This window comes from Blattabacterium sp. (Blatta orientalis) str. Tarazona (assembly GCF_000334405.1).
GTDB lineage: Bacteria > Bacteroidota > Bacteroidia > Flavobacteriales > Blattabacteriaceae > Blattabacterium.
This window is the reverse complement of sequence record NC_020195.1, coordinates 153,319-178,270: the sequence shown is the minus strand read 5'-3', so window position 1 is coordinate 178,270 and position 24,952 is coordinate 153,319. Positions and strand designations below refer to the sequence as shown.

Annotated in this window: 19 protein-coding genes and 2 tRNA genes; 7 read left to right on the top strand and 14 right to left on the bottom strand. The window is 28.2% G+C overall.

Annotated features, from left to right (window positions below):
• The gene (ileS, locus tag BLBBOR_RS00840) at positions 1-3,435 is read right to left on the bottom strand and encodes an isoleucine--tRNA ligase (protein ID WP_015370562.1); all 3,435 of its coding nucleotides are present in this window, start codon (positions 3,433-3,435) and stop codon (positions 1-3) included.
• Between the two features lie 96 nt (positions 3,436-3,531).
• Here ileS and mutS point away from each other — a divergent pair, with 96 nt between their 5' ends.
• The 3 genes from mutS to BLBBOR_RS00825 all read left to right on the top strand — a co-directional run bounded on the left by mutS (position 3,532) and on the right by BLBBOR_RS00825 (position 6,277).
• The gene (mutS, locus tag BLBBOR_RS00835) at positions 3,532-6,042 is read left to right on the top strand and encodes a DNA mismatch repair protein MutS (RefSeq protein ID WP_015370561.1); all 2,511 of its coding nucleotides are present in this window, start codon (positions 3,532-3,534) and stop codon (positions 6,040-6,042) included.
• Positions 6,043-6,108: 66 nt separating this feature from the next.
• Positions 6,109-6,182: transfer RNA gene (locus BLBBOR_RS00830), tRNA-Gly, on the top strand.
• Between the two features lie 9 nt (positions 6,183-6,191).
• A tRNA-Leu gene (locus tag BLBBOR_RS00825) sits at positions 6,192-6,277 on the top strand.
• Between the two features lie 7 nt (positions 6,278-6,284).
• Here the strand turns inward: BLBBOR_RS00825 and guaB are convergent.
• Positions 6,285-7,760 carry an IMP dehydrogenase gene (gene guaB, locus BLBBOR_RS00820; protein ID WP_015370560.1) on the bottom strand — a complete coding sequence of 492 codons (1,476 nt, stop codon included), beginning with the start codon at positions 7,758-7,760 and terminating at the stop codon, positions 6,285-6,287.
• Between the two features lie 221 nt (positions 7,761-7,981).
• Here guaB and BLBBOR_RS03250 point away from each other — a divergent pair, with 221 nt between their 5' ends.
• Complete coding sequence (locus BLBBOR_RS03250) at positions 7,982-8,275, top strand: hypothetical protein (RefSeq protein ID WP_045118213.1); 294 nt, start codon at positions 7,982-7,984, stop codon at positions 8,273-8,275.
• Positions 8,276-8,419: 144 nt separating this feature from the next.
• On the opposite strand, the gene rplS is transcribed toward BLBBOR_RS03250, so the two are convergent.
• The 9 genes from rplS to BLBBOR_RS00770 form a co-directional block, all read right to left on the bottom strand.
• A complete protein-coding gene (rplS, locus tag BLBBOR_RS00810; RefSeq protein ID WP_015370558.1) occupies positions 8,420-8,755 on the bottom strand; it encodes a 50S ribosomal protein L19 in 336 nt (111 codons plus the stop codon).
• A gap of 49 nt (positions 8,756-8,804) precedes the next feature.
• The gene (gene glmM / locus BLBBOR_RS00805; RefSeq protein ID WP_015370557.1) at positions 8,805-10,157 is read right to left on the bottom strand and encodes a phosphoglucosamine mutase; all 1,353 of its coding nucleotides are present in this window, start codon (positions 10,155-10,157) and stop codon (positions 8,805-8,807) included.
• 67 nt (positions 10,158-10,224) lie between these two features.
• Positions 10,225-11,436 carry an ABC transporter permease gene (locus BLBBOR_RS00800; protein ID WP_015370556.1) on the bottom strand — a complete coding sequence of 404 codons (1,212 nt, stop codon included), beginning with the start codon at positions 11,434-11,436 and terminating at the stop codon, positions 10,225-10,227.
• Positions 11,437-11,447: 11 nt separating this feature from the next.
• Positions 11,448-12,980: a replicative DNA helicase gene (dnaB, locus tag BLBBOR_RS00795; RefSeq protein WP_015370555.1), complete on the bottom strand. Its 1,533-nt coding sequence runs from the start codon at positions 12,978-12,980 to the stop codon at positions 11,448-11,450.
• A gap of 18 nt (positions 12,981-12,998) precedes the next feature.
• A complete protein-coding gene (locus tag BLBBOR_RS00790) occupies positions 12,999-13,955 on the bottom strand; it encodes an acetyl-CoA carboxylase carboxyltransferase subunit alpha (protein WP_015370554.1) in 957 nt (318 codons plus the stop codon).
• A gap of 2 nt (positions 13,956-13,957) precedes the next feature.
• On the bottom strand, positions 13,958-14,713 hold the full coding sequence (locus BLBBOR_RS00785; RefSeq protein ID WP_015370553.1) for a succinate dehydrogenase/fumarate reductase iron-sulfur subunit: 756 nt from the start codon (positions 14,711-14,713) through the stop codon (positions 13,958-13,960).
• 6 nt (positions 14,714-14,719) lie between these two features.
• Positions 14,720-16,756: a fumarate reductase/succinate dehydrogenase flavoprotein subunit gene (locus tag BLBBOR_RS00780; protein WP_015370552.1), complete on the bottom strand. Its 2,037-nt coding sequence runs from the start codon at positions 16,754-16,756 to the stop codon at positions 14,720-14,722.
• 9 nt (positions 16,757-16,765) lie between these two features.
• Entirely contained in the window at positions 16,766-17,404 is a 639-nt protein-coding gene (locus BLBBOR_RS00775; protein WP_015370551.1) for a succinate dehydrogenase cytochrome b subunit, read from the bottom strand.
• 58 nt (positions 17,405-17,462) lie between these two features.
• The gene (locus BLBBOR_RS00770) at positions 17,463-18,617 is read right to left on the bottom strand and encodes a cysteine desulfurase family protein (RefSeq protein WP_015370550.1); all 1,155 of its coding nucleotides are present in this window, start codon (positions 18,615-18,617) and stop codon (positions 17,463-17,465) included.
• Positions 18,618-18,846: 229 nt separating this feature from the next.
• Between BLBBOR_RS00770 and rny the strand changes: the two genes are divergently transcribed.
• From rny to lpdA, 3 genes are read left to right on the top strand one after another with little or no spacing between them, the layout of a single operon-like run.
• A complete protein-coding gene (rny, locus tag BLBBOR_RS00765) occupies positions 18,847-20,418 on the top strand; it encodes a ribonuclease Y (RefSeq protein WP_015370549.1) in 1,572 nt (523 codons plus the stop codon).
• Between the two features lie 16 nt (positions 20,419-20,434).
• On the top strand, positions 20,435-21,406 hold the full coding sequence (locus BLBBOR_RS00760; protein WP_015370548.1) for a deoxyhypusine synthase family protein: 972 nt from the start codon (positions 20,435-20,437) through the stop codon (positions 21,404-21,406).
• 43 nt (positions 21,407-21,449) lie between these two features.
• Positions 21,450-22,874, top strand: a complete 1,425-nt coding sequence (lpdA, locus tag BLBBOR_RS00755; RefSeq protein WP_015370547.1) for a dihydrolipoyl dehydrogenase — start codon at positions 21,450-21,452, stop codon at positions 22,872-22,874.
• Here lpdA and BLBBOR_RS00750 read toward each other — a convergent pair whose 3' ends face one another.
• From BLBBOR_RS00750 to BLBBOR_RS00740, 3 genes are all read right to left on the bottom strand, one after another.
• Positions 22,875-23,561, bottom strand: coding sequence for a uracil-DNA glycosylase (locus BLBBOR_RS00750; RefSeq protein ID WP_015370546.1), 687 nt, complete (start codon positions 23,559-23,561; stop codon positions 22,875-22,877).
• Positions 23,518-24,360, bottom strand: coding sequence for a fatty acid desaturase (locus BLBBOR_RS00745; RefSeq protein WP_235043234.1), 843 nt, complete (start codon positions 24,358-24,360; stop codon positions 23,518-23,520). The genes BLBBOR_RS00750 and BLBBOR_RS00745 overlap by 44 nt, the downstream gene beginning before the upstream one ends.
• A 226-nt stretch (positions 24,361-24,586) precedes the next feature.
• Complete coding sequence (locus tag BLBBOR_RS00740) at positions 24,587-24,937, bottom strand: 4Fe-4S dicluster domain-containing protein (RefSeq protein ID WP_015370544.1); 351 nt, start codon at positions 24,935-24,937, stop codon at positions 24,587-24,589.
• Between the last annotated feature and the right edge of the window lie 15 nt (positions 24,938-24,952).

Genomic DNA, 24,952 nt, shown 5'->3' with positions numbered 1-24,952 from the left:
TTATATATTTTCGACTTTTCGAATCAGTATATATATGGAATTTTCTTCAAAATTAACCATTATCCCTTTTTTTTCTATATCTTCTTCTAACAAAAGATCTACAGCTAGAGTTTCTTGACAAATATAATCTTTGTGTTTCTGTATGAGAGATTTTATTTTTTGAATGGCATTTATATAGATTAATATCTTTTCTAAAACCTCATAGTTACACTTTTTTCTCAATTTCTGTATATCCCTAACCAATCCTCTTATAACCCCTTCTTCCCAAAGAGAATTAGTCACGCGAAGATCTAAAGCGATTGTCAATTCATTATCAAATAGAATAGACCAATTTTTAATAATTTCAGTGGTTATTTTAACATCTTTTAAAAAAAGTACAACCTTTTCTCCTTGAAGAAAAAAAACATATTTCTTTTTAATTTCTATTTCTTGAATCTCCTTCTGAGTGAATCTTTTGATGATTTCAGAAATTTTTTGAGTTCTATTTCCAAATCTAGGACCTAAAGATCTATAATTTGGTTGAATACGCTTTTTTAATTCTAAAGATTTATAAGAATCCGGATATTCAATTTCCTTGACATTAATTTCTTGTTTAAGAATCTCAGATATTTTTTGTAATCCGAAACGGATTTTAGAATCATGAACCAAAACAAGTAATTTTTGTAAAGGTTGACGAATTTTTATCCCATTCTTTTTTCTAACAGAAAAAACCATAGCAGTAATTTTCTGAACAAGTGCCATTCTTTCTTCCAATTCTTTATTTATAAAATTTGAATTATAAACTGGAAAATCAGCTAAATGAATACTTTCAAAAGTTTCTTTTTTTGTAACTGAGTTTAAATCCATATATAATCTCTCTGAAAAAAATGGAGTAATAGGAGAAATTAATTTAGCGACTGTAATCAGACATTTATAAAGAATTTGATACGCAGATATTTTACTTTTCGTATATTTTTCTTTCCAAAATCTTCTTCTACATAACCTGACATACCAATTACTTAACTTATCTAATACAAAATAGAAAATAAAACGAGCGGCTTTAGTAGGATTATAATTTGAGTAATGTTCATCCACTATCTTAATCATTGTATTCAATTCAGAAAGAATCCAAAAATCTAATTCTGTGTTGTTTTCTGAATAACAATCTTCTTCTTTATAGTAAAATCCATCTATATTAGCATAGAGAACAAAGAAAGAATAAATATTGTAAAGGGTTCCAAAAAATTTATTGATTCCTGTATGAATTTCTTTTATGTTAAATTTTAAATTATCCCAAGGTTCAGAATTAAATACAATATACCAACGGATAGCATCCGGTCCATAATCTTCTATCAAATTGAATGGATTTATAGCATTCCCTTTGCTTTTAGACATTTTATGTCCTTTTTCATCCAAAACTAACCCAGTAGATATAACATTTTTATATGCTTTAGAATTAAATAAAATAGAACTAATAACATGTAATGTAAAAAACCATCCTCTTGTTTGATCTATCCCTTCTGCAATAAAATCTGCGGGGAAAAAAAAATTCTTATCTATAAAATCTTTATTCTCAAATGGATAATGAAATTGAGCATATGGCATAGCTCCAGAATCAAACCATACATCTATTAAGTCAGGTTCTCTATTCATTGGTTCTCCTTGACTAGAAACTAATATCACCTTATCCAAAAAATGTTTGTGTAAATCTATTTTTTCGTAATTTTCATCTTTCATATCACCTGGAGTAAAATTCTTCCATGGGATGTTATGCATAAATCCATGTTCAATAGATTTTTGAATTTCCATAAATAATTCTTTAATAGATCCTATGACTATTTCTTCATTTCCGTTTTTTGTTCTCCAAATGGGTAATGGTGTGCCCCAATATCTAGAACGTGATAAATTCCAGTTTTTTACATTTTCTAGCCAAGATTCGAAACGTTTTTTTCCTATAAATTTCGGATACCAATTGACTCTTTTATTTAAAAGAATCATCTTATTTTTTATTTGAGTAGTATTTATAAACCATGAATCTAAAGGATAATAAAGTATAGGTTTTTCTGTTCTCCAACAATGTGGATAAAAATGTGCATACATTTCTACTTGAAATAGTTTCTTTTCTTTCTCAAGAAAAGAAACTATTTCTTGATCTACAGAAACTTGTTTTTTATTTTTTTTTGAATCAAAATCCTTCTTGACATATTTTCCACCAAATCCATGAGGAAAATTTTTTAAAAACCTTCCTCTCATATCTACTAAAGGAACTAGTTTTTTTTCCTGATTTAAGACTAACAGAGATGGAATATTATGTTCTCTAGCTATTTTTAAATCCTCTATTCCAAATGTAGGAGATACATGAACTATCCCTGTCCCTTCTATTGCATTTACATAATCACCTTCTATAACTCGAAAGGCTTTTTCTTCTTCTTGATGAGGTTTAAACCAAGGAAGTAATTGTTCATATCTACTTTGAATTAATTTACTTCCTTTAAATTTATATTCAATAAAATAAGGAAATCTATTTTTTTTGATTTTTATATGATCAAATTCACTACTATTTGAAACGGGATAAAATTTTTTTGGAGATAAGACTTTATGAATTAACCTTTCAGAAAAAATAATGTTTTCTTTTAAAAAAGTATAAGGATTATAAATTTTCACTAAGAGATAATCTATATTCGACCCGATAGCTAATGCAGTATTAGATGGAAGAGTCCAAGGAGTAGTAGTCCAAGATAGAAAATAAATGTCTCCTAAGAAATTACGAATTTCTTTTGGTAAGGTTTCTTTTTTTGCTTTAAATTTTAAAGTAGGAGCTATTTGTTTTACCTCCTTATAGGTTCCTGGCATGTTTAACTCATGATGGCTTAATCCAGTTCCTGCAGCAGGGGAATATGGTTGAATTGTATAATCTTTATAAAGAATCTTTTTTTGATAGAATGTTTTGATTAACCACCAGACACTTTCTATATATTTTGGATTATATGTAATGAATGGATCCCTCATGTCTAACCAGTATCCTATTCTATTCGTAAAATTAATCCATTCTTTCATCGATTCGTTCACGAAACTTTTACAAAGTTTATTATATTCTTCTATACTGATATTTTTCCCTACATCATTTTTAGTAATTCCCATTTTTTTCTCAACATTCAGCTCAATAGGTAACCCATGAGTATCCCATCCTGCTTTTCTAATCACTTTTTTTCCTTTAATAGTATGATATCTACAAAAAATATCTTTTATAGTTCTGGCTACCATATGGTGTAGTCCTGGACTTCCATTTAAAGAAGGTGGTCCTTCATAAAGAATATAGGTAGATATTTTCTTCTCAGAAATATTTCTAGATTGAAAACTTTTTTGAGAAATATTGTTTTTTTTCCAGTATTGATATATTTCTGCAGAAATCTTTTTAAGGTCTAGTTTTTTATACTCTCTAAATATTTTTGACATAATGAATAAAAATTACAAAAAAAAAGGTCTTTATCCTTCCAATTAAACTTTTTTATAAAAAAATACCCTATTTTATTTAATTACTACTATAATATTATGAATAAAAAAAAGAATTCTAATTCTCAAAAGGAAGAAACTCCATTATTCAAACAATATAATGATATAAAAGCTAAATATCCAGATACTATATTATTATTTCAGGTAGGAGATTTTTATGAAACTTTTGGAGAAGATGCCATCAAGTGTTCTAAAATATTAGATATAGTTTTAACTAGAAGATCAAATAATCACAAAAATACTCATTTAGCTGGTTTTCCTTATCACTCTTTAAATAATTATTTACCAAGACTAATACGATCAGGACATCGTGTTGCTATTTGTGATCAATTAGAAGAACCAAAAAAAGGAAAAAATATTGTTAATAGAGGAGTTATAGAACTAGTAACTCCGGGAATAGCTATAGACGAAAATATTTTACAAACTAAATCCAATAATTTCTTAGCCTCTATTCATGCAGATAAAAAATACTTAGGATTAAGTTTTTTAGATATTTCTACAGGAGAATTTTTTATAGTAGAAGATACTAAAGAAAATCTTCTACACTATTTAAAACATTTTAATCCAAGTGAAATTATTTTTCAGAGAAAAGAAAAAAAGTATTTTGATGAATTATTTAAAAACAAGTATTATACCTTTCTTATGGAAGATTGGATGTTCAATTACCCATTTGCATATGAAAAATTAATATCCCATTTTCAAACAAATTCTTTAAAAGGATTTGGAATTGAAGATCTAAAATTAGGAATTATAGCATCCGGAATTATATTAAGCTATTTATATGATACACAGCATTATAAAATAAAACATATTTCTAACATAAAAAGGATTAAAAAAGAAGAACACATGTGGATTGATGATTTTACTTTCCAAAACTTGGAAATATTTCATGGTCTGAATAAACAAGGAGTGTCCTTAATTGATATCATAGATCAGACATTAACTCCTATGGGAAGTAGATTACTAAAACATTGGATTTATTTTCCATTAATCAATGTCCCTTCCATACAAAGACGTCACCAAATTGTAGAAGAATTATTTTCGAATATTTCAATTCGTGATTTTATCCAAAAAAAACTTAAAGAAATCTCTGATATAGAACGAATGATTTCAAAAATGGCTATTGGAAGAATTTCTCCACGTGAAATCATTACATTACATAAATCTTTGACAGCTATTTATGAGATAAAAAAAATTTTGTTATCCCAAAAATCTAAAATTCTTTTAGAACTAGGAAATAGCTTTCAAAATTGTCATATAATATCTAAAAAAATTACAGAAACTATCCATCCGGATCCTCCAAATCATATTGAAAAAGGAAATGTAATTGTAAAAGGATTTTCTCAAGAATTAGACAAAATTCGTTTTCTATATTTTTCCAAAAAAGAATATCTGGAAAAACTCCGTTCTATTGAACAATCAAATACAGGAATTCCCAATTTAAAAATTGGTTATAATAACATTTTTGGATATTTTTTTGAAGTGAAAAACACAAAAAAACACAAAGTTCCATCTCATTGGATACGAAAGCAAACATTAACTAACTCAGAAAGATATACTACTGAAAAATTAAAAAATTATGAGTTGCAAATTTTAAATTCCGAACAAAAAATATTCTCTCTTGAAAAAGAAATTTTCCATAATCTGATCAACAAACTATTAAAATATATAAAACCTTTACAGGAAAATGCGAAAATAATTGCAAAACTAGATGTTTTATGTTCATTTTCTATTTCTGCATTAGAAAATAATTATGTAAAACCAAAAATAAATCATTCTTTTGAACTATGTATAAAAAAAGGAAGACATCCGGTAATCGAAAGACAATTCATTTCTAAAATCTCTTATATTCCTAATGATCTGTTTTTAAATAAAACAGATCAACAAATTATGATTATAACAGGACCAAATATGTCAGGGAAATCAGCTATTTTACGTCAAACAGCTATCATTATATTAATGGCGCATATTGGAAGTTTCGTTCCTGCTCAATATGCAAAAATGGGTTTAGTAGATAAAATATTTAGCAGAGTTGGAGCTTCCGATAATATTTCTTTAGGGGAATCCACTTTCATGGTAGAAATGAATGAAACTGCTAACATATTAAACAATCTTTCTAAAAGAAGTTTTATTATTTTAGATGAAATTGGACGAGGAACTAGTACATATGATGGAATATCCATTGCTTGGTCTATTGTAGAATTTTTACATGAAAACTCTTTTAGACCTTTAACTTTGTTCGCCACTCATTATCATGAATTAAACAAAATGAGTTCTTTTTTCAAAAGAATTAAAAATTACCACATTTCTGTAAAAAAAATTAATGAAAATATTATTTTTATGCGAACATTGATTGATGGAGGCAGCGAACATAGTTTTGGAATTCATGTAGCAAAAATTTCAGGAATGCCCACAAGAGTAATCCACAGAGCAAAAGAAATATTAAAAACGTTAGATAAAAAAAATCAAGTCTTCCAAGAAAATCCTAAAATTTTATTCAAAAAAAAAGCCTTTTTTATCCTAAAAAAGGATTATGAATTATTTCCTTAAAAATAAAATAAATTTGCGACATATATTAAAGTATTTTTACCTTTATGTAGTCATTCTTTTTTAACAAGCGAGAATAGCTCAGGTGGTAGAGTACGACCTTGCCAAGGTCGGGGTCGCGGGTTCGTAACCCGTTCTCGCTTTTTACTAAAACCCGGGTGGTGGAATCGGTAGACACACAGGACTTAAAATCCTGTGATCTGTTAAGATCGTACGGGTTCAAATCCCGTCCCGGGTATTATTTGCTATTCGCCTATTTTTTTATAATTGAAATAATTTGGAGATTCTTTTGTAATACTTACACTATGTGGGTGATTTTCTTTTAATCCAGAGTTAGTGATTGTTACAAATTTTCCCATTTTCATTAATTCTGGAATAGTAGAAACTCCACAATATCCCATTCCAGAACGCAATCCTCCACAAATTTGATAGAGAACATCTTTCATTTTTCCTTTATAAGGAACTTTTGCTTCTATTCCTTCTGGAACATATTTTTCTTTAAATTGAAAATATCGGTCTTTACTTCCTCTTTTCATAGCTACTAAGGACCCCATCCCTACATAAGTTTTGAACTTTCTCCCCTGAAAAATTATTTCTTCACCTGGAGCTTCATCAGTTCCTGCAAATAGACTTCCAATCATTACAGAACTAGCTCCAGCAGCAATAGCTTTTACTACGTCTCCAGAATATCTGATTCCTCCATCCGAAATTACATTTACATTTCTTTTTTTTGCATATTCATAAACATCTTGTATAGCAGTTATTTGAGGCATTCCTACTCCAGCAATGACTCTTGTTGTACAAATAGATCCGGAGCCAATTCCCACTTTCAAAATAGTAGAACCAGCATCTATTAAATCTTTAGCAGCTTCCATAGTAACTATATTTCCAGCTATTAAAACTACTTCAGGAAAAGAAGTTCTGATGGATTTTATCATTTTTAATACACTGAGAGAATGACCATGAGCCGAATCTATAGAAATAAGATCTACTCCTACTTTTACTAAAGAGGCTACTCGATCCAAAGTATTTTTTTCTATGCCTACAGCTGCTCCCACACGTAAACGGCCTTTAGAATCTTTGCAAGCATTTGGATGTTCTATCAAATTATCTATATCTCTAATAGTAATTAAACCTACCAATTTTTTCAAATCATCTACAATAGGTAGTTTTTCTATTCTTTCTTTCAAAAGAATATTTTTTGCCTCTTCTAAAGTTATGTTCTTTTTAGAAGTAATTAATTTTTCTTTGGTCATTACATCTTCAACCAAAGAATCTAAATCCATGCGATATTTAATATCTCTGTTAGTTATAATCCCTACTAAAGTATGATCTTTTTCAATTACGGGAAGTCCAGATATATGATACCTCTTCATAAGATATTGAGCCTCTCTAAGTGTTGATTTTCTGGATAGTGTAATGGGATCATCAATCATTCCACTTTCACTTCTTTTTACTTTGTAAACCTCTTCCGATTGGTTTTTTATATTCATGTTTTTGTGAATAATCCCCATTCCGCCTTCTCTAGCTATGGATATAGCTAGAGAAGATTCCGTAACTGTATCCATAGCAGCGCTTAATATGGGGATATTAAGAGTTATATCAAATGTTAAGGAAGTTTTAAGAGATACTTCTGATGGAAGAATAGAAGAGAAAGAGGGAACAAGTAATACATCATCAAAGGTTAATGCTTCCTTTAAAATTTTTTTATTTAAAGACATAATCTTGATAGTTTTTCTTAAAATATATATAATTTTGAATAGTTAAGTGATTTAGAAGGATCTAATATTCTTATTTTCAAACTAAATAAAAAGAAGAAATTAGTATTCAATATGTCATTTTTCAATTTTTTTAAAAAAAATTCAAATAATGATATATTTTTTCATTCCAAATTTTTATATAAATTTGCCCAGAATATGTTATAACTGAAATACTATTGATTATGATGAAAAAATTAAGAATTACTGTAACCACAATTTTTTTAGCAATATTTTTATTTACAAGTAGTTGTAATAACAAGTCTAAAAACGAAAATGGAAATCCTACTACAACAGAAGAGGAAAAAACAGCTAATACAAATGAAAATACAACAAATTCTACTCCTACTACTCCTCCTTCTACATCTAGTGAGGAAGAAACTTCCAATTCAAATTCAAAAAATGAAGATTCAACATCTAATAACAATAAAGAAAAAGATAAGGTAACTTCCGAAGAGAACGAAAAGAACAATAAATAAAAAAAAGAGTAACCAAAAGGAGAAGAGAGAGAAGAGAGGAGGAGTAACCAAGAAGAGAGGAGAAGAGAGGAGAAGAGAGGAGAAGAGAGGAGAAGAGAGGTTCAAATTTTTCTCTTTTGGTTCTACAATATCCTTATCTATTTTTCACTCTTGCCTTTTTCCTCGAAGAAATCTGAAATAATAAATTTTTGATCTACGTACTTTTCCTTTTTTATTTATCACAATATTTTGTATATTAGGTTGATTGAAAATAAATATACGTTCTATTCCTATTTCTCCGCTCATTTTACGAACAGTGAAAGTTTTTGTTAATCCTTTTCCTTGTTTCTTAATAACTACTCCTTTAAAAGATTGAATCTTTTTTTTCTCCTTCTCTAATTTCAAAAAAACAGTGATAGTATCTCCAGAACTAAATGGAGGAAGATCATTCTTTTGAATACATTTTTCTTCTATATAATTCACACAATTTTTATTTGACATACGTTATAAAATTAATTAGTATTTTTTACTTCACATAGAATCTTTTTTGTCAAAAAATTTGTTCTTTTTTTGAGGAACTTTCTATATGTAACCGAAGAATATTTTCTGTATTAGATTTTCTTACATGGATCCATTCATTATTTAGCAAATAAATCTTAATTCCATCTTCAAGATCCATATTCTTTCCTTTATATTTATCTTTTATTTTTTCTAGGATTTCTCCAATTTTTTGATTAGAAGATAATCGAATTTTACTTTTAGACATAAAGTAATTAGGATATCTTTTTTTTAATTTAGTTAACGATATTTTAGAAAGTTTAGCTACATGAGTTAAAAATAAAGCAATACCTACCAAAGCATCTCTTCCATAACGTAAGTCTGGGTAAATAACCCCACCATTGCCTTCTCCTCCAATAATAGCCTGAACTTCTTTCATTTTTTTCACAACATGCACTTCTCCTACAGAAGTAGAATAATAGGGAGCTCCTTTATTCATAGATAAGTATTTTAAGGCATGAGAAGAAGATGAAGTAGAAACAATAGGTCCTATTTTATTTCCTAATAGATAATCTGCAATTGATACCAAAGTATATTCTTCTCCAAAAAAGTCTCCATTTTCACAAATAAATACCACTCTATCTACATCTGGATCTACAGATATTCCTAAATCTGCTCTCATTTCTGGTACTTTTTTACAAATTTCTTTTAGATTCTTCTCAATGGGTTCAGGATTGTGAATAAAATCTCCATGAGGATCACAATACATTTTTATTACTTTTACTCCCAAACATTTTAAAAGAATAGGCACTGCTATTCCTCCAGTAGAATTAATTCCATCTACAACAATTTTAAATCTAGCTTCTTTAATAATCTCTTTATCTACCAATGGTAAAGAAAGAATAGTATCTATATGTTTATGAATATAATTTTTTTTATACCGATGAGTACCTAATTTATTAAAAGAAGCAAAATAGAAATACTCCTTTTCCACTATATGAAATACTTTTTGAAAGTCTTTTTCAGACAAAAATTCCCCTTGGGAATTAAACATCTTTAATCCATTCCAATTTTTTTGATTATGGCTAGCTGTTAACATTACACCTCCATCTGCTTTTTCATTCATAACGGCTATACCAACAGTAGGGGTTGTAGATAAACCAATGTCAATGACATTTATTCCAAGACTCTGAAAAGTTATAACCAAAAATCGTTGAAAAATGGAAGAAGTCATACGTCCATCTCTGCCTAATACTACTAAATATTTATTTTTATACTTATATTTCCTTTTCATCCAGGAAACATATCCTGCTGAAAATTTGATAATCTCTAGAGGAGAAAAACCTTCCCCTTTTTTCCCTCCCAGTGTACCTCTTATTCCAGATGAAGATCTTACAAGTGTCAAGAATTAATTCGTATTTTTCTATATAACAAAAATACAAAATTAATTTTTGAGAATTACTCAAATTTAATCACTTTAATAGGAGGAATTTTACTAATAATAAATAAAAAAGGAAAAAAAACGGAAAAAAACATATTAATATAATAGATATATTAACACATAAAAAGTGATTTATATTTAAATAAACAGGAACAACATCAACATAATATTGTGTTTGATTTAATGATATAAATCTAAATTCTTTTTGCAGTATTAAAAATAAAAAACCAATACTATTTCCTATTATTAACGGAGGTATTAAAATATGCATAATATAATATAAAAATATTTTATGTATAATTTTGTTTCTAGCTCCTAAAGTTTTTAAAATTCCTATAGTTTTCATTCTTTCTAAAAGGAGTATTAGAGAAAATACAATTATATTAAATATAATAGCTATAATGACAACAAAAATAATAACAAAAACATTAACATTAAAAACATTTAACCATTCTATAATATCTTGATTATATTGATTGTATATAGTTTTAACTAGAAATTTATCAGAATATTTTCGATCTATTTCTTTCTTTATAGATTCCATCCTCTTAAAATCAAGAGAAGATATAAAAATTTCAAATCCTTCTACAAAATTTTCTTTCCATCCGTTAATACTCTGTATATGTTTCATATCGCCAATCAGATAAACATTATCAAATTCAGGAATTCCTGTATCGTATAAACCACATACATAAAATTTTTTATAAAAAACAAAAGGTTTCCCATTTTTTATGGAAATAAAACCTATTAAAATAGAGGATCCTTTGTTTAATTTCAATAAATTATAAATTTTTTTGGATAAAAGAATTTCAGAACGAGAAAACAAATTTTTTTTTGACCCTGATACCAAAAAATTTTTAAAAAAAACAGGATTATAATCTTTGGATATCCCTTTGAAAACAAATCTATCCACATTTTTTTTTCCCCCATTTTTACATACTATGACTTCTTTTTCAGAAAAAGGATAAACAAAATTAACGGAATTAAAAAAATAAGTTTTCTTTTCTAAAGAAAGAAAACAGGTCTCTTTTTTCGGATTATTTACAACAATAATTGGACCTTGAATATTTAAGAATTTCTGGTTGATTACTTTTTTAAACCCAAAACCTACAGAAAAAGTTAAAATACTTATAATTACACTAAATACTATAGTAGATTGTGTCACTAAAACTATAGTGCGTAATATTTTCTTTTTTCTACAATCTTTCCAATTGTTTTCTGGAAAAAACCATTCAAAATTCAATGATTTTTCATTTAAAATGAAAAATCATCCTCATCTTTCAAAGATTCCTTATTATAATTAAAATTTTTTTCTTTTTCCAAAACATTTTTTTGATAATCTTCCTCCCATATTAAAGAATAATTTTCCTTTTTTTCAAAATTTACAAATTTTGCTTGATCACTTACAAACTTTAAACGAAACCGATCCAAACATCCATTTCTATGTTTAGCTATAATTATTTCTGCTTGACCTATGCAAGAATCCTTCTCCTCTGTATCCCAAGTATTAAATCCATAATATTCAGGTCTATAAATAAATAAAACGATATCTGCATCTTGTTCAATAGCTCCGGATTCACGCAAATCAGATAGCAATGGCCTTTTACTCCCCCCTCTTATTTCCACTGCTCTAGACAACTGTGATAAGGCTATGATAGGAATGTCTAATTCTTTAGCAAGAGATTTTAAACTACGAGAGATTATGGATATTTCTTGTTCTCTATTTCTAAATTTTGAACCAGAATCGCTAATTCCCATTAATTGCATATAATCTATCATCACTAATTTTACTCCATGTTGAGAAATTAAACGACGACATTTTGCGCGCAAATTAAATATAGATAAAGATGGAGTATCATCTATAAAAAGTGGAGCATTTTTTAATTTTTTAGTTTTATAAAACAAACGTTTCCAATCTAAATCAGAAAGACTAGCACTTTTAAGTTTTTCGGAAGAAATTCCAGTTTCTGAGGAAATTAATCTCGTTATTAATTGAATAGAAGACATTTCCAATGAAAAAATCACCACAGGAACCTTTTGTTCAATAACAATATTTCTAACCATAGATAACATAAAAGTTGTTTTTCCCATTCCAGGTCTAGAAGCAAGTATTATCAAATCTGAATTTTGCCATCCAGAAGTAACTTTATCTAATTTTTGAAACCCAGATGGAATACCACTCAAACCTTCTTTATTATTTTCTACTTCTTTTATCCTATCAATAGCCTTTCTTATAAGATATTGAGTAGTCTCATACTTTTTTGTTCTCAAATATTTTTGATTTATCTCAAAAAGTTTAGATTCTGCTTTATCTAAAAGTTCGAAAACATCTGTACTATCTTCATAACAATGTTCTATAATATTTGAAGAGATGCTAATCAATTTTCTTAGAATAAATTTTTGTTGGACAATCCGACTATGATATTCTATGTGAGCAGATGAAACAACTTTCTGTGTTAATTCTATTAGATAGAACTCTCCTCCTGATTTTTCAAGTTTTCCATTTTTACGAAGTTGATTAGATACAGTATAAATATCTACTGGTTTAGAATCCTGATATAATTGTTGTATTGAACGAAATATTTCTTGATGTTCTTTTTTATAAAAGACTTCTGGAACAAGAATATCTATAATCTCATCTAATCCCTTTTTATCAATCATAACAGAACCTATAATCGCCTCCTCTAAATCCAATGCTTGAGGAGGTATTTTTCCATTTTTCATAAAATCAGGACTAGGACGAAGTATACTCTCTTCCTCTTGGATCAGATGACTCATTTTTTTCATGATATACTTTTAGCTTTTCTAATCATTAAAAACCCCTATGGAAATATACTTATTTTTTCTAGTTCTGATAAGTTCTTCTATATCAATACAAGATAATTCTTTATAGTATTTTATTATTTTTGTTTTTATAGTTTTATAAGCTTGTTCTGGACAAAAATGCGCTCCTCCTAAGGGTTCTTTTATCACATCATCTATAAGATTTAATTTATGCATATCTTCTGCTGTGAGTTTCAATGCTTCTGCAGATTTTTCCTTATTCTTCCAATTCCCCCAAAGTATTGTAGAACAACTCTCAGGAGAGATAACAGAATACCATGAATTCTCCATCATAGAAACTTTATCTCCTATTCCTATTCCCAAGGCACCACCACTAGCTCCTTCTCCTATAATTAGAACAATAATAGGAACTCTTAGGCACATCATTTCATAAATATTTTTTCCAATAGCTTCTCCTTGACCTCTTTCTTCTGCTTCTATTCCAGGAAAAGCTCCTGGAGTGTCTATAAATGTTACAATAGGTTTGCGGAATTTTTCCGATAATTTCATAAGACGCAGCGCTTTTCTATATCCTTCAGGATTAGGCATCCCAAATCTTCTGTATTGTCTATCTTTCGTATTTTTTCCTTTTTGTGTTCCTATAAACATAAAAGTCTGATTTTCTATTTTACCAAATCCCCCTATCATAGCCTTATCGTCTCCAATATGACGATCTCCATGCAATTCAATAAAAGACTCTTTTTTTGTAATAGATAATATATAATCTAAAGTATAAGGTCTATTAGGGTGACGAGACAGTTGCACTCTTTGCCAAGGAGTTAATCGACTATGTAGTTGTTTGATAGTTTTTTCTAACTTATGTTGCAACTGATTACAGACTTCTTTCATATCCACTCCACTCTTTTTTTCTATCATCAAACAATTAATGTATTGATCCTGAATTTCTTGTATAGGTTTTTCAAAATCTAAATATTCCATGATTATATAAAAGACTGAATATACTCTCTATTCATAAAAGAGATATTTTCTGTAGAAATCCCTTTTGGACAATCGATTTCACAAGCTTGAGTATTAGTACAATTTCCAAAACCCTCTTCATCCATTTTTTTTACCATATTCAATACACGTTTTTTTCTTTCAATCTTTCCTTGAGGTAACAAAGCTAATTGCGTTATTTTTGCAGAAACAAATAACATGGCAGATCTATTTTTACATGTAGCGACACAAGCTCCACAACCAATGCATACAGCGGAATCAAAAGCTTTATCTGCATTTTCTTTTGGAATAGAAATCATATTTCCATCCACCGTTTTTCCAAAAGTATTTACAGAAATAAAACCACCTGATGTAATAATTCTATCAAAAGAAGATCTATCTACAACAAGATCCTTAATAATAGGAAAAGACTTAGCTCTCCAAGGTTCTATGTATATGGTTTCTCCATTATTAAAATGACGCATGTGAAGCTGACATGTTGTAATCAAGTCTTGAGGTCCATGAGCTCTACCATTAATATACAAAGAACACATCCCACAAATTCCTTCACGACAGTCATGATCAAATGAAATAGGAAGTTCTTTTTTTTTAGATAAAATTTGATTATTTAACAAATCTAACATCTCTAAAAAAGAACTATCAGGTGAGATCTCATCAACTTTATAAGTTTTAAACTCGCCTTTTTCTTTACTATTTTCTTGTCTCCATACTTTTAATATAAAATTGAGTAATCCTTTCATGATAATTTATTTATAAGAACGCGATTGCGGTTGAACAAAATTAAAAGTTAAGTCTTCTTTATGCATAATTTCTTCACTAATAGATTTTCCTTCTTGATATTCCCATATAGAAACATATTTATAATGAAGATCATCACGAAGGGCCTCTCCTTCTTTTGTTTGAAATTCTTCTCTGAAATGACTTCCACAAGATTCTTTTCTATTTAAAGAATCCATAGCTATGAGTTCTCCCAATTCTAAAAAATCTGCTACACGTCCTGCTTTTTCCAATTCTGAATTGAATCCATCTCGAATATTTCCAGGAACAAAAACATTTGTCCAAAATTCTTCACGAAGTTCTTGTATTTTTTTTATCGCCTCAGATAACCCATTCTCATTTCTACTCATTCCAACATATTTCCACATGATAGTTCCAAGTTTTTTATGGAAAAAATCAACAGATTCTTTTCCATTGGAGAAAAAAAATTTTTGAATTCTTTCTTTTACATTTTTCTCGGATTTATCAAATTCTTTATGTTTTGTGGATATTGTTTTTGTCCTTCCTATATAATATCTAGACAAATAATCTGCTATAGTATAAGGCAAAATAAAATAACCATCAGCTAAACCTTGCATTAAAGCAGAAGCTCCAAGACGATTAGCACCGTGATCGGAAAAATTCGCTTCTCCTATAACATAACAACCTTTTATTGATGATGTTAAATTATAATCTACCCATATTCCTCCCATGGTATAATGAACAGCTGGATAAATCTTCATAGGAGTTTTATAAGGATTTTTATTAGTAATTTTTTCATACATGTGAAATAAATTCCCATATTTAGACTCTATAAATTCTTCTCCAAATTTTTTAATTTCCATGTCATTTGAATTTTTTATCCCAAGTTCATTTGCTTTTTCTATTCCATATCTTTCTATGGAAGAAGAAAAATCCAAAAAAACTCCTTCTTTTGTTTCATTATTTTCTATTCCAAAACCCTTATCACAACGTTCTTTAGCCGCTCTAGATGCTACATCTCTTGGAACAAGATTTCCAAATGATGGATAACGTCTTTCAAGATAATAATCTCTTTCTTCTTCTTTAAGATCTTCAGGATTTTTTTTTCCATTTCGTATAGAAATAGCATCTTCTATTTTTTTTGGAACCCATATTCTTCCGTCATTTCTCAATGATTCTGACATTAATGTTAATTTAGATTGATAGTTTCCATGTACAGGAATACAAGTAGGATGTATTTGAGTATAACAAGGATTAGCAAAAAAACCTCCTTTTTTATGAACTTTCCATATAGCGCTAGCATTAGATCCCATAGCATTAGTAGATAAAAAAAACACATTTCCATAACCTCCTGAGGCAATGACAACAGCATGAGCTGCATGACGCTCAATTTCTCCAGTAATCAAATTTCTAGCAATAATCCCTCTAGCTAAACCTTCTATTACCACTAAATCTAACATTTCATGACGGTTGTACATTTTTATCCTTCCTTTTCCTATTTGTCTAGACATAGCTGAATAGCAAGCAAGCAAAAGCTGTTGTCCTGTTTGTCCTTTAGCGTAAAAAGTTCTTGAAACTTTAGTTCCCCCAAAAGATCTATTTTCAAGATATCCTGCATAATCCCTAGCAAACGGAACTCCCTGAGCTACACATTGATCAATAATGTTTGAAGATATTTCTGACAAACGATAAACATTAGCCTCACGAGATCTGTAATCTCCTCCTTTAATAGTATCATAAAAAAGTTGATAAACAGAATCATTATCTCCCTTATAATTTTTAGAAGCATTAATACCACCTTGAGCGGCTACAGAATGTGCTCTTCTTGGGGAATCTTGATAACAAAAAACTTTTACTTTATATCCTAATTCAGCTAGAGTAGCCGAAGCAGATCCCCCAGAAAGGCCTGTTCCAATTACAATAATCTCCATATTAGATCTATTGTTTGGAGAGACTAATTCTAAAATAGATTTATGATGAATCCATTTATGAGTCAAAGGACCACTTGGAATTTTAGAATTTAATTTTAAAGAATTTTTAGTCATTGAGATATATTAATTTCCATTGAAAAAAAACCAAATAGCGATAATCGAAAAACCAGAACAAATAAACAAAAAATAAAAAAAACTAAACTTTCGTATCCAAAATAATTTCTTTTTATTAGATAATCCCAACGATTGAAAAGAAGATTGAAATCCATGGTTTAAATGAAATCCCAAAACTAAAAAAGAAAAAACATAGATGAATGTATATATAGGATTTTTAAATAAGGAAATGACTAAAATATAATCTGAAGTATGAGAATATTTCATAGGAATCATAAAATTCATTAAATGCAGAACTAAAAAACACAAGATTAAAACCCCCGTATGAACCATAGTCAGACTACTAAATGTTGATAAAGGTTTTTTTATAGCATAATCCATTTTTCCTTTTGATTTTTTATTCTTTAAATGTAATCTAATTCCAAAAAAAATATGAATAATAAAACCTAAAGCAAGAACATATTCTAGAATTTTTACAAGAAAATTTCTTCTCATGAAAGACACTGCGTTATTAAACGCTTCTTCTCCAGAAAAAAGAAAAAGATTAACACTCAAATGTAATAACAAAAAAGACATAAGGAAGATCCCTGTAGTCGCCATAACTACTTTTCTTCCAAGAGAAGATTGAATAAAACGACACTGAATCACTGATTAAATTGCGAATTTATATCTTCGTAAAGATATTTTATTTTTTTTCAAAAAATTATCAATTTTTTATTTTTTGAAAGGCTTCAATTAATAAATCAACATCTTTTTTTTCATTGAAAATTCCAAAAGAAATTCTTACAGGCATCATTTTTTTTAATAAATGTTTGCTAGTTATAGAAAGAATGACATGAGAGAATTTTTTCAAATTTCTTGAGTGACAAGAACTTCCCTTAGAAATAGCTATTCCCATTAGATCTAAATGAAAATATAATAAATGATCTTTTTTTGGATAAAAAATATTTAATATGTTAGGAATACTTTTATCCATAGATTCTGATAACCCATTAAAAATAATGTCTGGAATGATTTTTTTCAATTCTGAAATACAATAGAATTTTAAATCCCTAATTTTTTCTATATGATTGGGAAAATCACAACAGGATAAATGTAAAGCTTCCGCTAGTCCTACTATTCCATAAATATTTTCCGTCCCTGAACGAATCCCATATTCTTGATAACCTCCTGTGATAAAAGATTTTATATTTTTTATAATTTTTTCTCTAATAAAAACAAAACCTATCCCTTTTGGTCCATAAAATTTGTGTGCACTAGCAGTAGCAAAATCAAAAGGTAATTGTCTCATATTGACAGGAAAATTTCCAATGATTTGAATAGTGTCCGAATGAAAATAAGCTTTGTATTCTTTGCAAAGAAATCCAACTTTTTCTATATCCAATAAATTCCCAATTTCATTGTTAGCGTACATTAAACTTACAAGTATTTTATTCGGATAATTTTTTTTTAATATTTTTTCGAGATGATTTAAGTCTATAACTCCTTTATCCTGAATTTGAAGAAATTCTACAAAAACTTTATTTTTCTGAACTAAATCTATAACGGTTTGTAATACAGAATCATGTTCCAGTGGAGAAGTCAAAATATATTTGACTTTTAAATCAATAACAGAAGATCTCAAAACTAGATTGTTTGCTTCAGTTCCACTAGAGGTAAAAAGAATCTCAGATGGGGAAGCATTTATATCCTTTGCTATACGTATTCTTGACTCTTCTATTATGGAACGTGCTAGCCTTCCATAACTATGTTGTGTGGAAGAAGGGTTTCCAAATGAATATTTTAATGTATTTACCATGACTTTTCTAACTTCGCTCCTTACAGGAGTGGTAGCTGCATTATCTAAGTATGCTCTTTTCATAAGAATTAAGAATAGAATTAAGTTGCATAGTTAGTTACAAAAATAGAAAATTATGTTATAATTTATTCAAATTCCGTTGATTAAAAAATATATAAAAAATTTCCTCGTTATTAATTTTGTATATTTATCCTTGTCTTAAGATCTTTTTTTATAAAGCTTCTACTTATTACCTTTTGTTTTAAAAATGTTATTAAAATGTCTATTTTATTTTTATTTAAATTGAGTACATATGAAAATAAATGTTGGATTTTCGGTTCTCATGGGGTTTATAATTGGAATTATTACATGTTATTTATTTGGAAAAAAAACCATCTTGAAAAAGTATATTCATTTATTAGAAAAATCTAAAATTCAAGCAAAAAAAATTATAAAAAATGCAGAAAAAGAAGGAGATTATATAAAAAAAAATAAAATTATTCAAGCAAAAGAAAAATTTATAGAACTTAAATCTAAACATGAAAAAGATGTTCGTCTTAGAGAAAAAAAAATAACGGATATAGAAAATAAAACAAGAGAAAAAGAATCTAGATTATCTAAAGAAATTGAAATTTATTTTAAAAGAAATAATCGTCTAGAAAATCAAATACATGATTGTGAAAAAAAATTCAAAATTCTTCAAAAAAAACAAGAAGAATTTAAAAACATGCAGATAAAACAAGTAGAACTACTTGAAAAAATATCCAATTATTCTTCTGAAGAAGCTAAAAATGAATTAATTGAAGCACTTAAAGGAGAAGCGAAAGTCAAAGCACAAACACATATACAAAATATTATAGAAGAATCCCAACTCACTGCAAAAATGGAAGCCAGAAAAATAGTCATTCAAGCTATTCAAAGAATGGGGACAGAACAAGCTGTTGAGAATGCAGTTTCTGTATTCAATATAGAATCGGATGACGTAAAAGGTCGCATTATTGGACGAGAAGGAAGAAATATAAGAGCTCTGGAAAAAGCAACAGGAGTAGAAATTATTGTAGATGATACTCCAGAAGCTATTCTATTATCTTGTTTCAATCCTATACGTAGAGAAGTAGCTAGGTTATCACTTCATAAATTGGTAATAGACGGACGAATACATCCAGCAAGAATTGAAGAGATCGTAGCAAAAACTAGAAAAAAAATTGAAGAAGAAATAGTAGAAATAGGAAAAAAAAACATAATCGATTTAGGAATTCATGGGATACACCCAGAATTAATTAGAATGATAGGTAGGATGAAATACCGTTCTTCTTATGGACAGAATCTATTACAACATTCTAGAGAAGTGGCTCATTTAGCAGGAATATTAGCCTCTGAATTAGGATTAAATGCAAAATTAGCTAAGCGGGCGGGTTTATTACATGATATAGGAAAAGTTCCTGAAACAGAATCAGAGCTCCCTCATGCTATTTTAGGAATGCAATGGGCTGAAAAATACGGAGAAAATATGGAAGTTTGTAATGCAATAGGCTCTCATCATGATGAAATAGAAATGAAAGTTCTAATATCTCCTATCGTACAAGTATCGGATTCTATTAGTGGAGCTCGTCCTGGAGTAAGAAGGAATTCTTTTGAATCTTATTCTAAAAGATTAAAAAATCTGGAAGATATTGCTTTGAGTTTTGATGGGGTAAATAAGGCTTTTGCTATACAGGCAGGTAGAGAACTGAGAGTTTTAGTGGAAAGCGAAAAAATAGATGATAAAAAAGCTTTTCAGTTATCTTTTGATATAACAGAGAAAATAAAAAACGAAATGACCTATCCTGGTCAAATAAAAGTAACAGTGATCAGAGAAACCAGAGCTGTACAAATAGCTAGATAAAATCTAATTATAAATTATGAAAGATTCTATTACTTCCTTTATCGAAAAATATTTTCTTCATTTTAATGCTCTAACTTTATCAGAAGCAGCTAAAGCTTATAAACATCATATTAAAAATGATGGAAAAATGATGATTACATTGGCAGGTGCAATGAGTACTGCAGAATTAGGAAAAATATTAGCTGAAATGATCCGAAAAGATAAAGTTCATATTATTTCTTGTACTGGTGCTAATTTAGAAGAAGATATAACTAATTTAATAGCTCATTCACATTATAAGAAAATTTCTAATTATAGAGATTTAACTCCTAATGAAGAAAAAAATTTTTTAAAAAAAGGATTTAATCGTGTTACAGATACTTGTATTCCAGAAGATAAATCCTTTAAATTTCTACAAAAACATATTCTCAATATATGGAAAAGAGCTAAGGAAAAATCTGAACGATATTTTCCCCATGAATATATTTATCAATTATTATTAGAAAATATTTTAGAACCATATTATGATATCAATTCAAAAGATAGTTGGGTTTTGGCTGCCGCAAAAAAAAATTTACCCATGGTTGTTCCAGGTTGGGAAGATAGCACAATAGGGAACATATTCGCTTCATATTGTATGAAAAAATTATTTTCACCAATTCTTGTAAAGAATGGAATCGAATATATGATTTATTTAGCTAAATGGTACCAAAAAGAATCTGTGAAAAATAAAATAGGATTTTTTCAGATAGGCGGAGGAATTTCCGGAGACTTTCCTATCTGTGTAGTTCCTATGCTTTCTCAAGATATAGGATGGATCCCTACTCCTTATTGGGCTTATTTTTGCCAAATTTCTGATTCTACTACTAGTTATGGATCCTATTCCGGAGCTATTCCTAATGAAAAAATAACTTGGGGAAAATTAGATAAGGACACTCCTAAGTTTATCATTGAATCGGATGCTACTATTGTAGCACCATTAATTTTTGCTTATATATTAGATATGTAAGAAAGCAGATTTGTATAACTTTATTAAATAAAATACATTAGTAATGAATAATTTATATGATCTTGTTGTTATCGGTTCTGGCCCAGGAGGTTATGTTTCAGCTATTCGTGCAAGTCAATTAGGAATTCATACTGCTCTTATAGAGAAATATCAAGATTTAGGCGGAACCTGTTTAAATGTGGGCTGCATTCCTTCAAAATCTCTTTTATATTCTTCTAAATATTTTTTATTTGCAAAAAATCATCATCATTCCCATGGAATTATTTATGATAAATTATCTTTGGATTTAGAAAAAATGATGAAAAGGAAAAATGAAATCGTGAAAAAAACAAATGAAGGAGTGAAATATCTCATGAAAAAAAATAATATTGATTTATATAAAGGCCTAGCTACATTTAAGAAAAATCATGTGATTTCTATCACAGAAAGAAAAACTTTTAAAAAAATACAAGAAATACAATTTAAATATTGTATAATATCTACAGGTTCTAAACCAAGAGGTCTCCCATTCTCAAATTTTGAGAAAAGAAAAAGAATTATTTCCTCTACGGAGGCTCTTTCTATGGATGAAATTCCAAAAAAATTAATAATAATTGGAGGAGGAATAATCGGATTAGAATTAGCTTCTATTTACCATAGGTTAGGAAGTCAAGTAACTATTATTGAAACCATGGATAAAATAATTTCAAATATGGATCATTCTTTAAGTCAAGAGATTCAAAAAATATTAGAAAAATCTGGAATTCAAATAGAAACATCCTTATTAATCCAGGATATAGTTTCATTAGATTCTAATGAAATTTCAGTTTATGTTAAAAATAAAAATAATGGAAAAAAAATGAAATATATAGGGGATTATTGCCTCATATCAATTGGAAGGACCCCTTATACAGAAAATCTTGGATTAGAACATATAGGAATTCAAAAAGATCAAAAAGGTTTCATTTTAGTTAATGATTTTTTACAAAGTTCTGTAGAAAATATCTATGCGATAGGAGATGTCATAGGCGGAAAAATGTTAGCACACAAAGCGGAAGAAGAAGGTTTATATGTAGCAGAACATCTAGCTGGACAAAAACCAAATAAAATAAACTATAATTTAGTCCCATCTGTTCTATATACTAATCCTGAAGTATCTAGTATTGGGTTTACAGAAAAAGAAATCAAGAATAAAGGAATAGAATACAATATAGGTTTCTTTCCTATGAGAATATTGGGAATAGCTCGTGCTAGCGGATCTACAGAAGGTTTTGTAAAAATGCTATCTCATAAAAAAACAGATGAAATATTAGGAGTTCATATGATAGGCGATCATGCCTCCGATATGATAATGGAAGCTTCTGTCGCTATGGAATTTCGTGCCTCTTCAGAAGATATCTATAGAATTTGCCACCCACATCCTACTTTTAGCGAATCTTTTAAAGAAGCTGCCTTGTTGAGTTTTGAAAATAAAGCCATACACATGTAATTACCAAATTATAGGCTTTTTTCCCATTTTTTTCAAAAATTGATTAGTTTTTAAAAACTGTTTAGATCCTAAAAAACCAAAATTTGCAGAAAGAGGAGACGGATGTGATGTTTTTAATATATAATGATTATTAAAATCAATTAGAGAATCTTTTTTTTTGGCTAACTCTCCCCACAATAAAAAAACAATATGCTTTTTTTTATTCGAAATTATTCGAATGATTTTATCCGTAAAAATCTCCCAACCTTTATTTCTATGAGATCCAGGAAGTCCTTTTCTTACCGTTAAGACAGAATTAAGTAATAAAACACCTTGGATTGCCCAAAAAATTAAAGAACCACTAATAGGAAATGATTTGTTTTGAAAACAATTATTCACTTCTATAAAAATATTCTTTAAAGAAGGAGGAATTTCGACTCCATCCGGAACAGAAAAGGATAAACCATCAGCTTGATCATCTTTATAATAAGGGTCTTGCCCTAGAATAACTACTTTTAGTTTAGAAAAAGAACAATAATTGAAGAAGAAAAAATATTTTTTTTCTGGAAAACAAACATAATTTTTATATTCAATCCTAAGGAATTTTAATAATTTTTGAAAATAAAGCTTATCCAATTCCTCTTTTATGAAAAAAAACCAATCCTCATTTATGTTCAGAAATTTTTTTATTAATATTTCTTTTTTCATAAGATCTAAAACTTATCATTTTTTTATTTTCCTCATCCCAAAGTTTATATTTTGCGCATTTTAAACTTCCTGAAAAGTTCATTTTTGTTACATATTTATCGAAAATAGGATTTTTACTATGACAATCAGGTAAATAATAAAATGGAATACTGGGAGCTAAATGATGGATGTGATGATATCCAATATTTCCTGTAAACCAATGAATTATTTTAGGTAATTTGTAAAAAGAACTACCTTTTATAGCGGCTATACAGTAATCCCAATTAGTTTTCCATTCTTTGTAATTAGGATTATGTTGATGTTGAACATAAAAAACCCATATAGCTACAATAGAAAATAAAACAATAGTTGGAAATTGAATAAATAATAATTTAAAAAAACCAATAAAATTTCCTATAAAAATATAAAAAAATAAAATACAAAAATTGCTGATCCAAAGATTTACTTTTGCTTTTTCCCAACCTTTTATATGAATTAATGGTAATCTATTGTGTATAAAAATATAATAGATAGGTCCTAAAAAAAACATGACGATAAAGGATCGATACATTCTATACTTTATTTTTTTCCAAAAATTCAATTTTTGATATTCCCTAACAGTTAAAATAGTTATATCACCTATATCTCTAAAATCCAATTGAGAATTATGTGCATGATGATAATTATGTGATTTAGCCCAATATTTAAACGGAATTAAAGTAAAAAGGCTACAAATAAAACCTATGATATTATTAATTTTTTTTGAAGAGGTAAATGATTGATGTCCACAGTCATGTTGAATGATGAATATTCTAATCAAAAAAAAGGAGTTGAATATAGATAAGAAAATTGTTAGATACTTTGAATAATTGAAGATGCAAAAGACTATTGTTATCCAAATGAAAACAAAAGGAAAAAAAGTATTTAAAATTTGAATAAAAGCTTTCCAATTATTTTGGATAATAAAGTTTTTGCTATATCTTTCCAATTTTTAAATGCTTTCTTAATTTCTAAATATTGAGAATTCATTGAAATGAAAAATTCTTTTAAAAAGAATCATGCAAAAAATTTTTCTTTTTAAGAAGATCTTCTTTAGATTCTACATGGCTATCATCTAGAACGCAACAATTTACTGGACAAATTGTTACACATTGTGGTTCTTCATAAAAACCAACACATTCTGTACACTTTTCTGCTACTATAAAATATATATCCTTTTTTTTTGGTTTCTGAGGAAATATTGGATCCAAAAAAAAATCTTCTGACATTTTTTTCTTCCACAAAGAAGTTCCATCTGACATTCTCCATACTTTTCCTCCTTCATAAATTGCATGATTAGGACATTCAGATTCACAGGCCCCACAATTTATACATTCTTCTGTGATTTTTATAGACATTTAAATTAAATTTAA

Coding starts and splice junctions, on each gene's coding strand:
- dnaB (WP_015370555.1), bottom strand. CDS start 12,980: ATGAAAAAAATGAGTCATCTGATCCAAGAGGAAGAGAGTATACTTCGT.
- BLBBOR_RS00740 (WP_015370544.1), bottom strand. CDS start 24,937: ATGTCTATAAAAATCACAGAAGAATGTATAAATTGTGGGGCCTGTGAA.
- BLBBOR_RS00770 (WP_015370550.1), bottom strand. CDS start 18,617: ATGAAAAGAGCATACTTAGATAATGCAGCTACCACTCCTGTAAGGAGC.
- BLBBOR_RS00750 (WP_015370546.1), bottom strand. CDS start 23,561: ATGAAAAAAGAAATATTAATAAAAAAATTTCTGAACATAAATGAGGAT.
- lpdA (WP_015370547.1), top strand. CDS start 21,450: ATGAATAATTTATATGATCTTGTTGTTATCGGTTCTGGCCCAGGAGGT.
- BLBBOR_RS03250 (WP_045118213.1), top strand. CDS start 7,982: ATGATGAAAAAATTAAGAATTACTGTAACCACAATTTTTTTAGCAATA.
- rny (WP_015370549.1), top strand. CDS start 18,847: ATGAAAATAAATGTTGGATTTTCGGTTCTCATGGGGTTTATAATTGGA.
- BLBBOR_RS00785 (WP_015370553.1), bottom strand. CDS start 14,713: ATGAAAGGATTACTCAATTTTATATTAAAAGTATGGAGACAAGAAAAT.
- mutS (WP_015370561.1), top strand. CDS start 3,532: ATGAATAAAAAAAAGAATTCTAATTCTCAAAAGGAAGAAACTCCATTA.
- BLBBOR_RS00760 (WP_015370548.1), top strand. CDS start 20,435: ATGAAAGATTCTATTACTTCCTTTATCGAAAAATATTTTCTTCATTTT.
- BLBBOR_RS00780 (WP_015370552.1), bottom strand. CDS start 16,756: ATGACTAAAAATTCTTTAAAATTAAATTCTAAAATTCCAAGTGGTCCT.
- guaB (WP_015370560.1), bottom strand. CDS start 7,760: ATGTCTTTAAATAAAAAAATTTTAAAGGAAGCATTAACCTTTGATGAT.
- BLBBOR_RS00790 (WP_015370554.1), bottom strand. CDS start 13,955: ATGGAATATTTAGATTTTGAAAAACCTATACAAGAAATTCAGGATCAA.
- ileS (WP_015370562.1), bottom strand. CDS start 3,435: ATGTCAAAAATATTTAGAGAGTATAAAAAACTAGACCTTAAAAAGATT.
- rplS (WP_015370558.1), bottom strand. CDS start 8,755: ATGTCAAATAAAAATTGTGTGAATTATATAGAAGAAAAATGTATTCAA.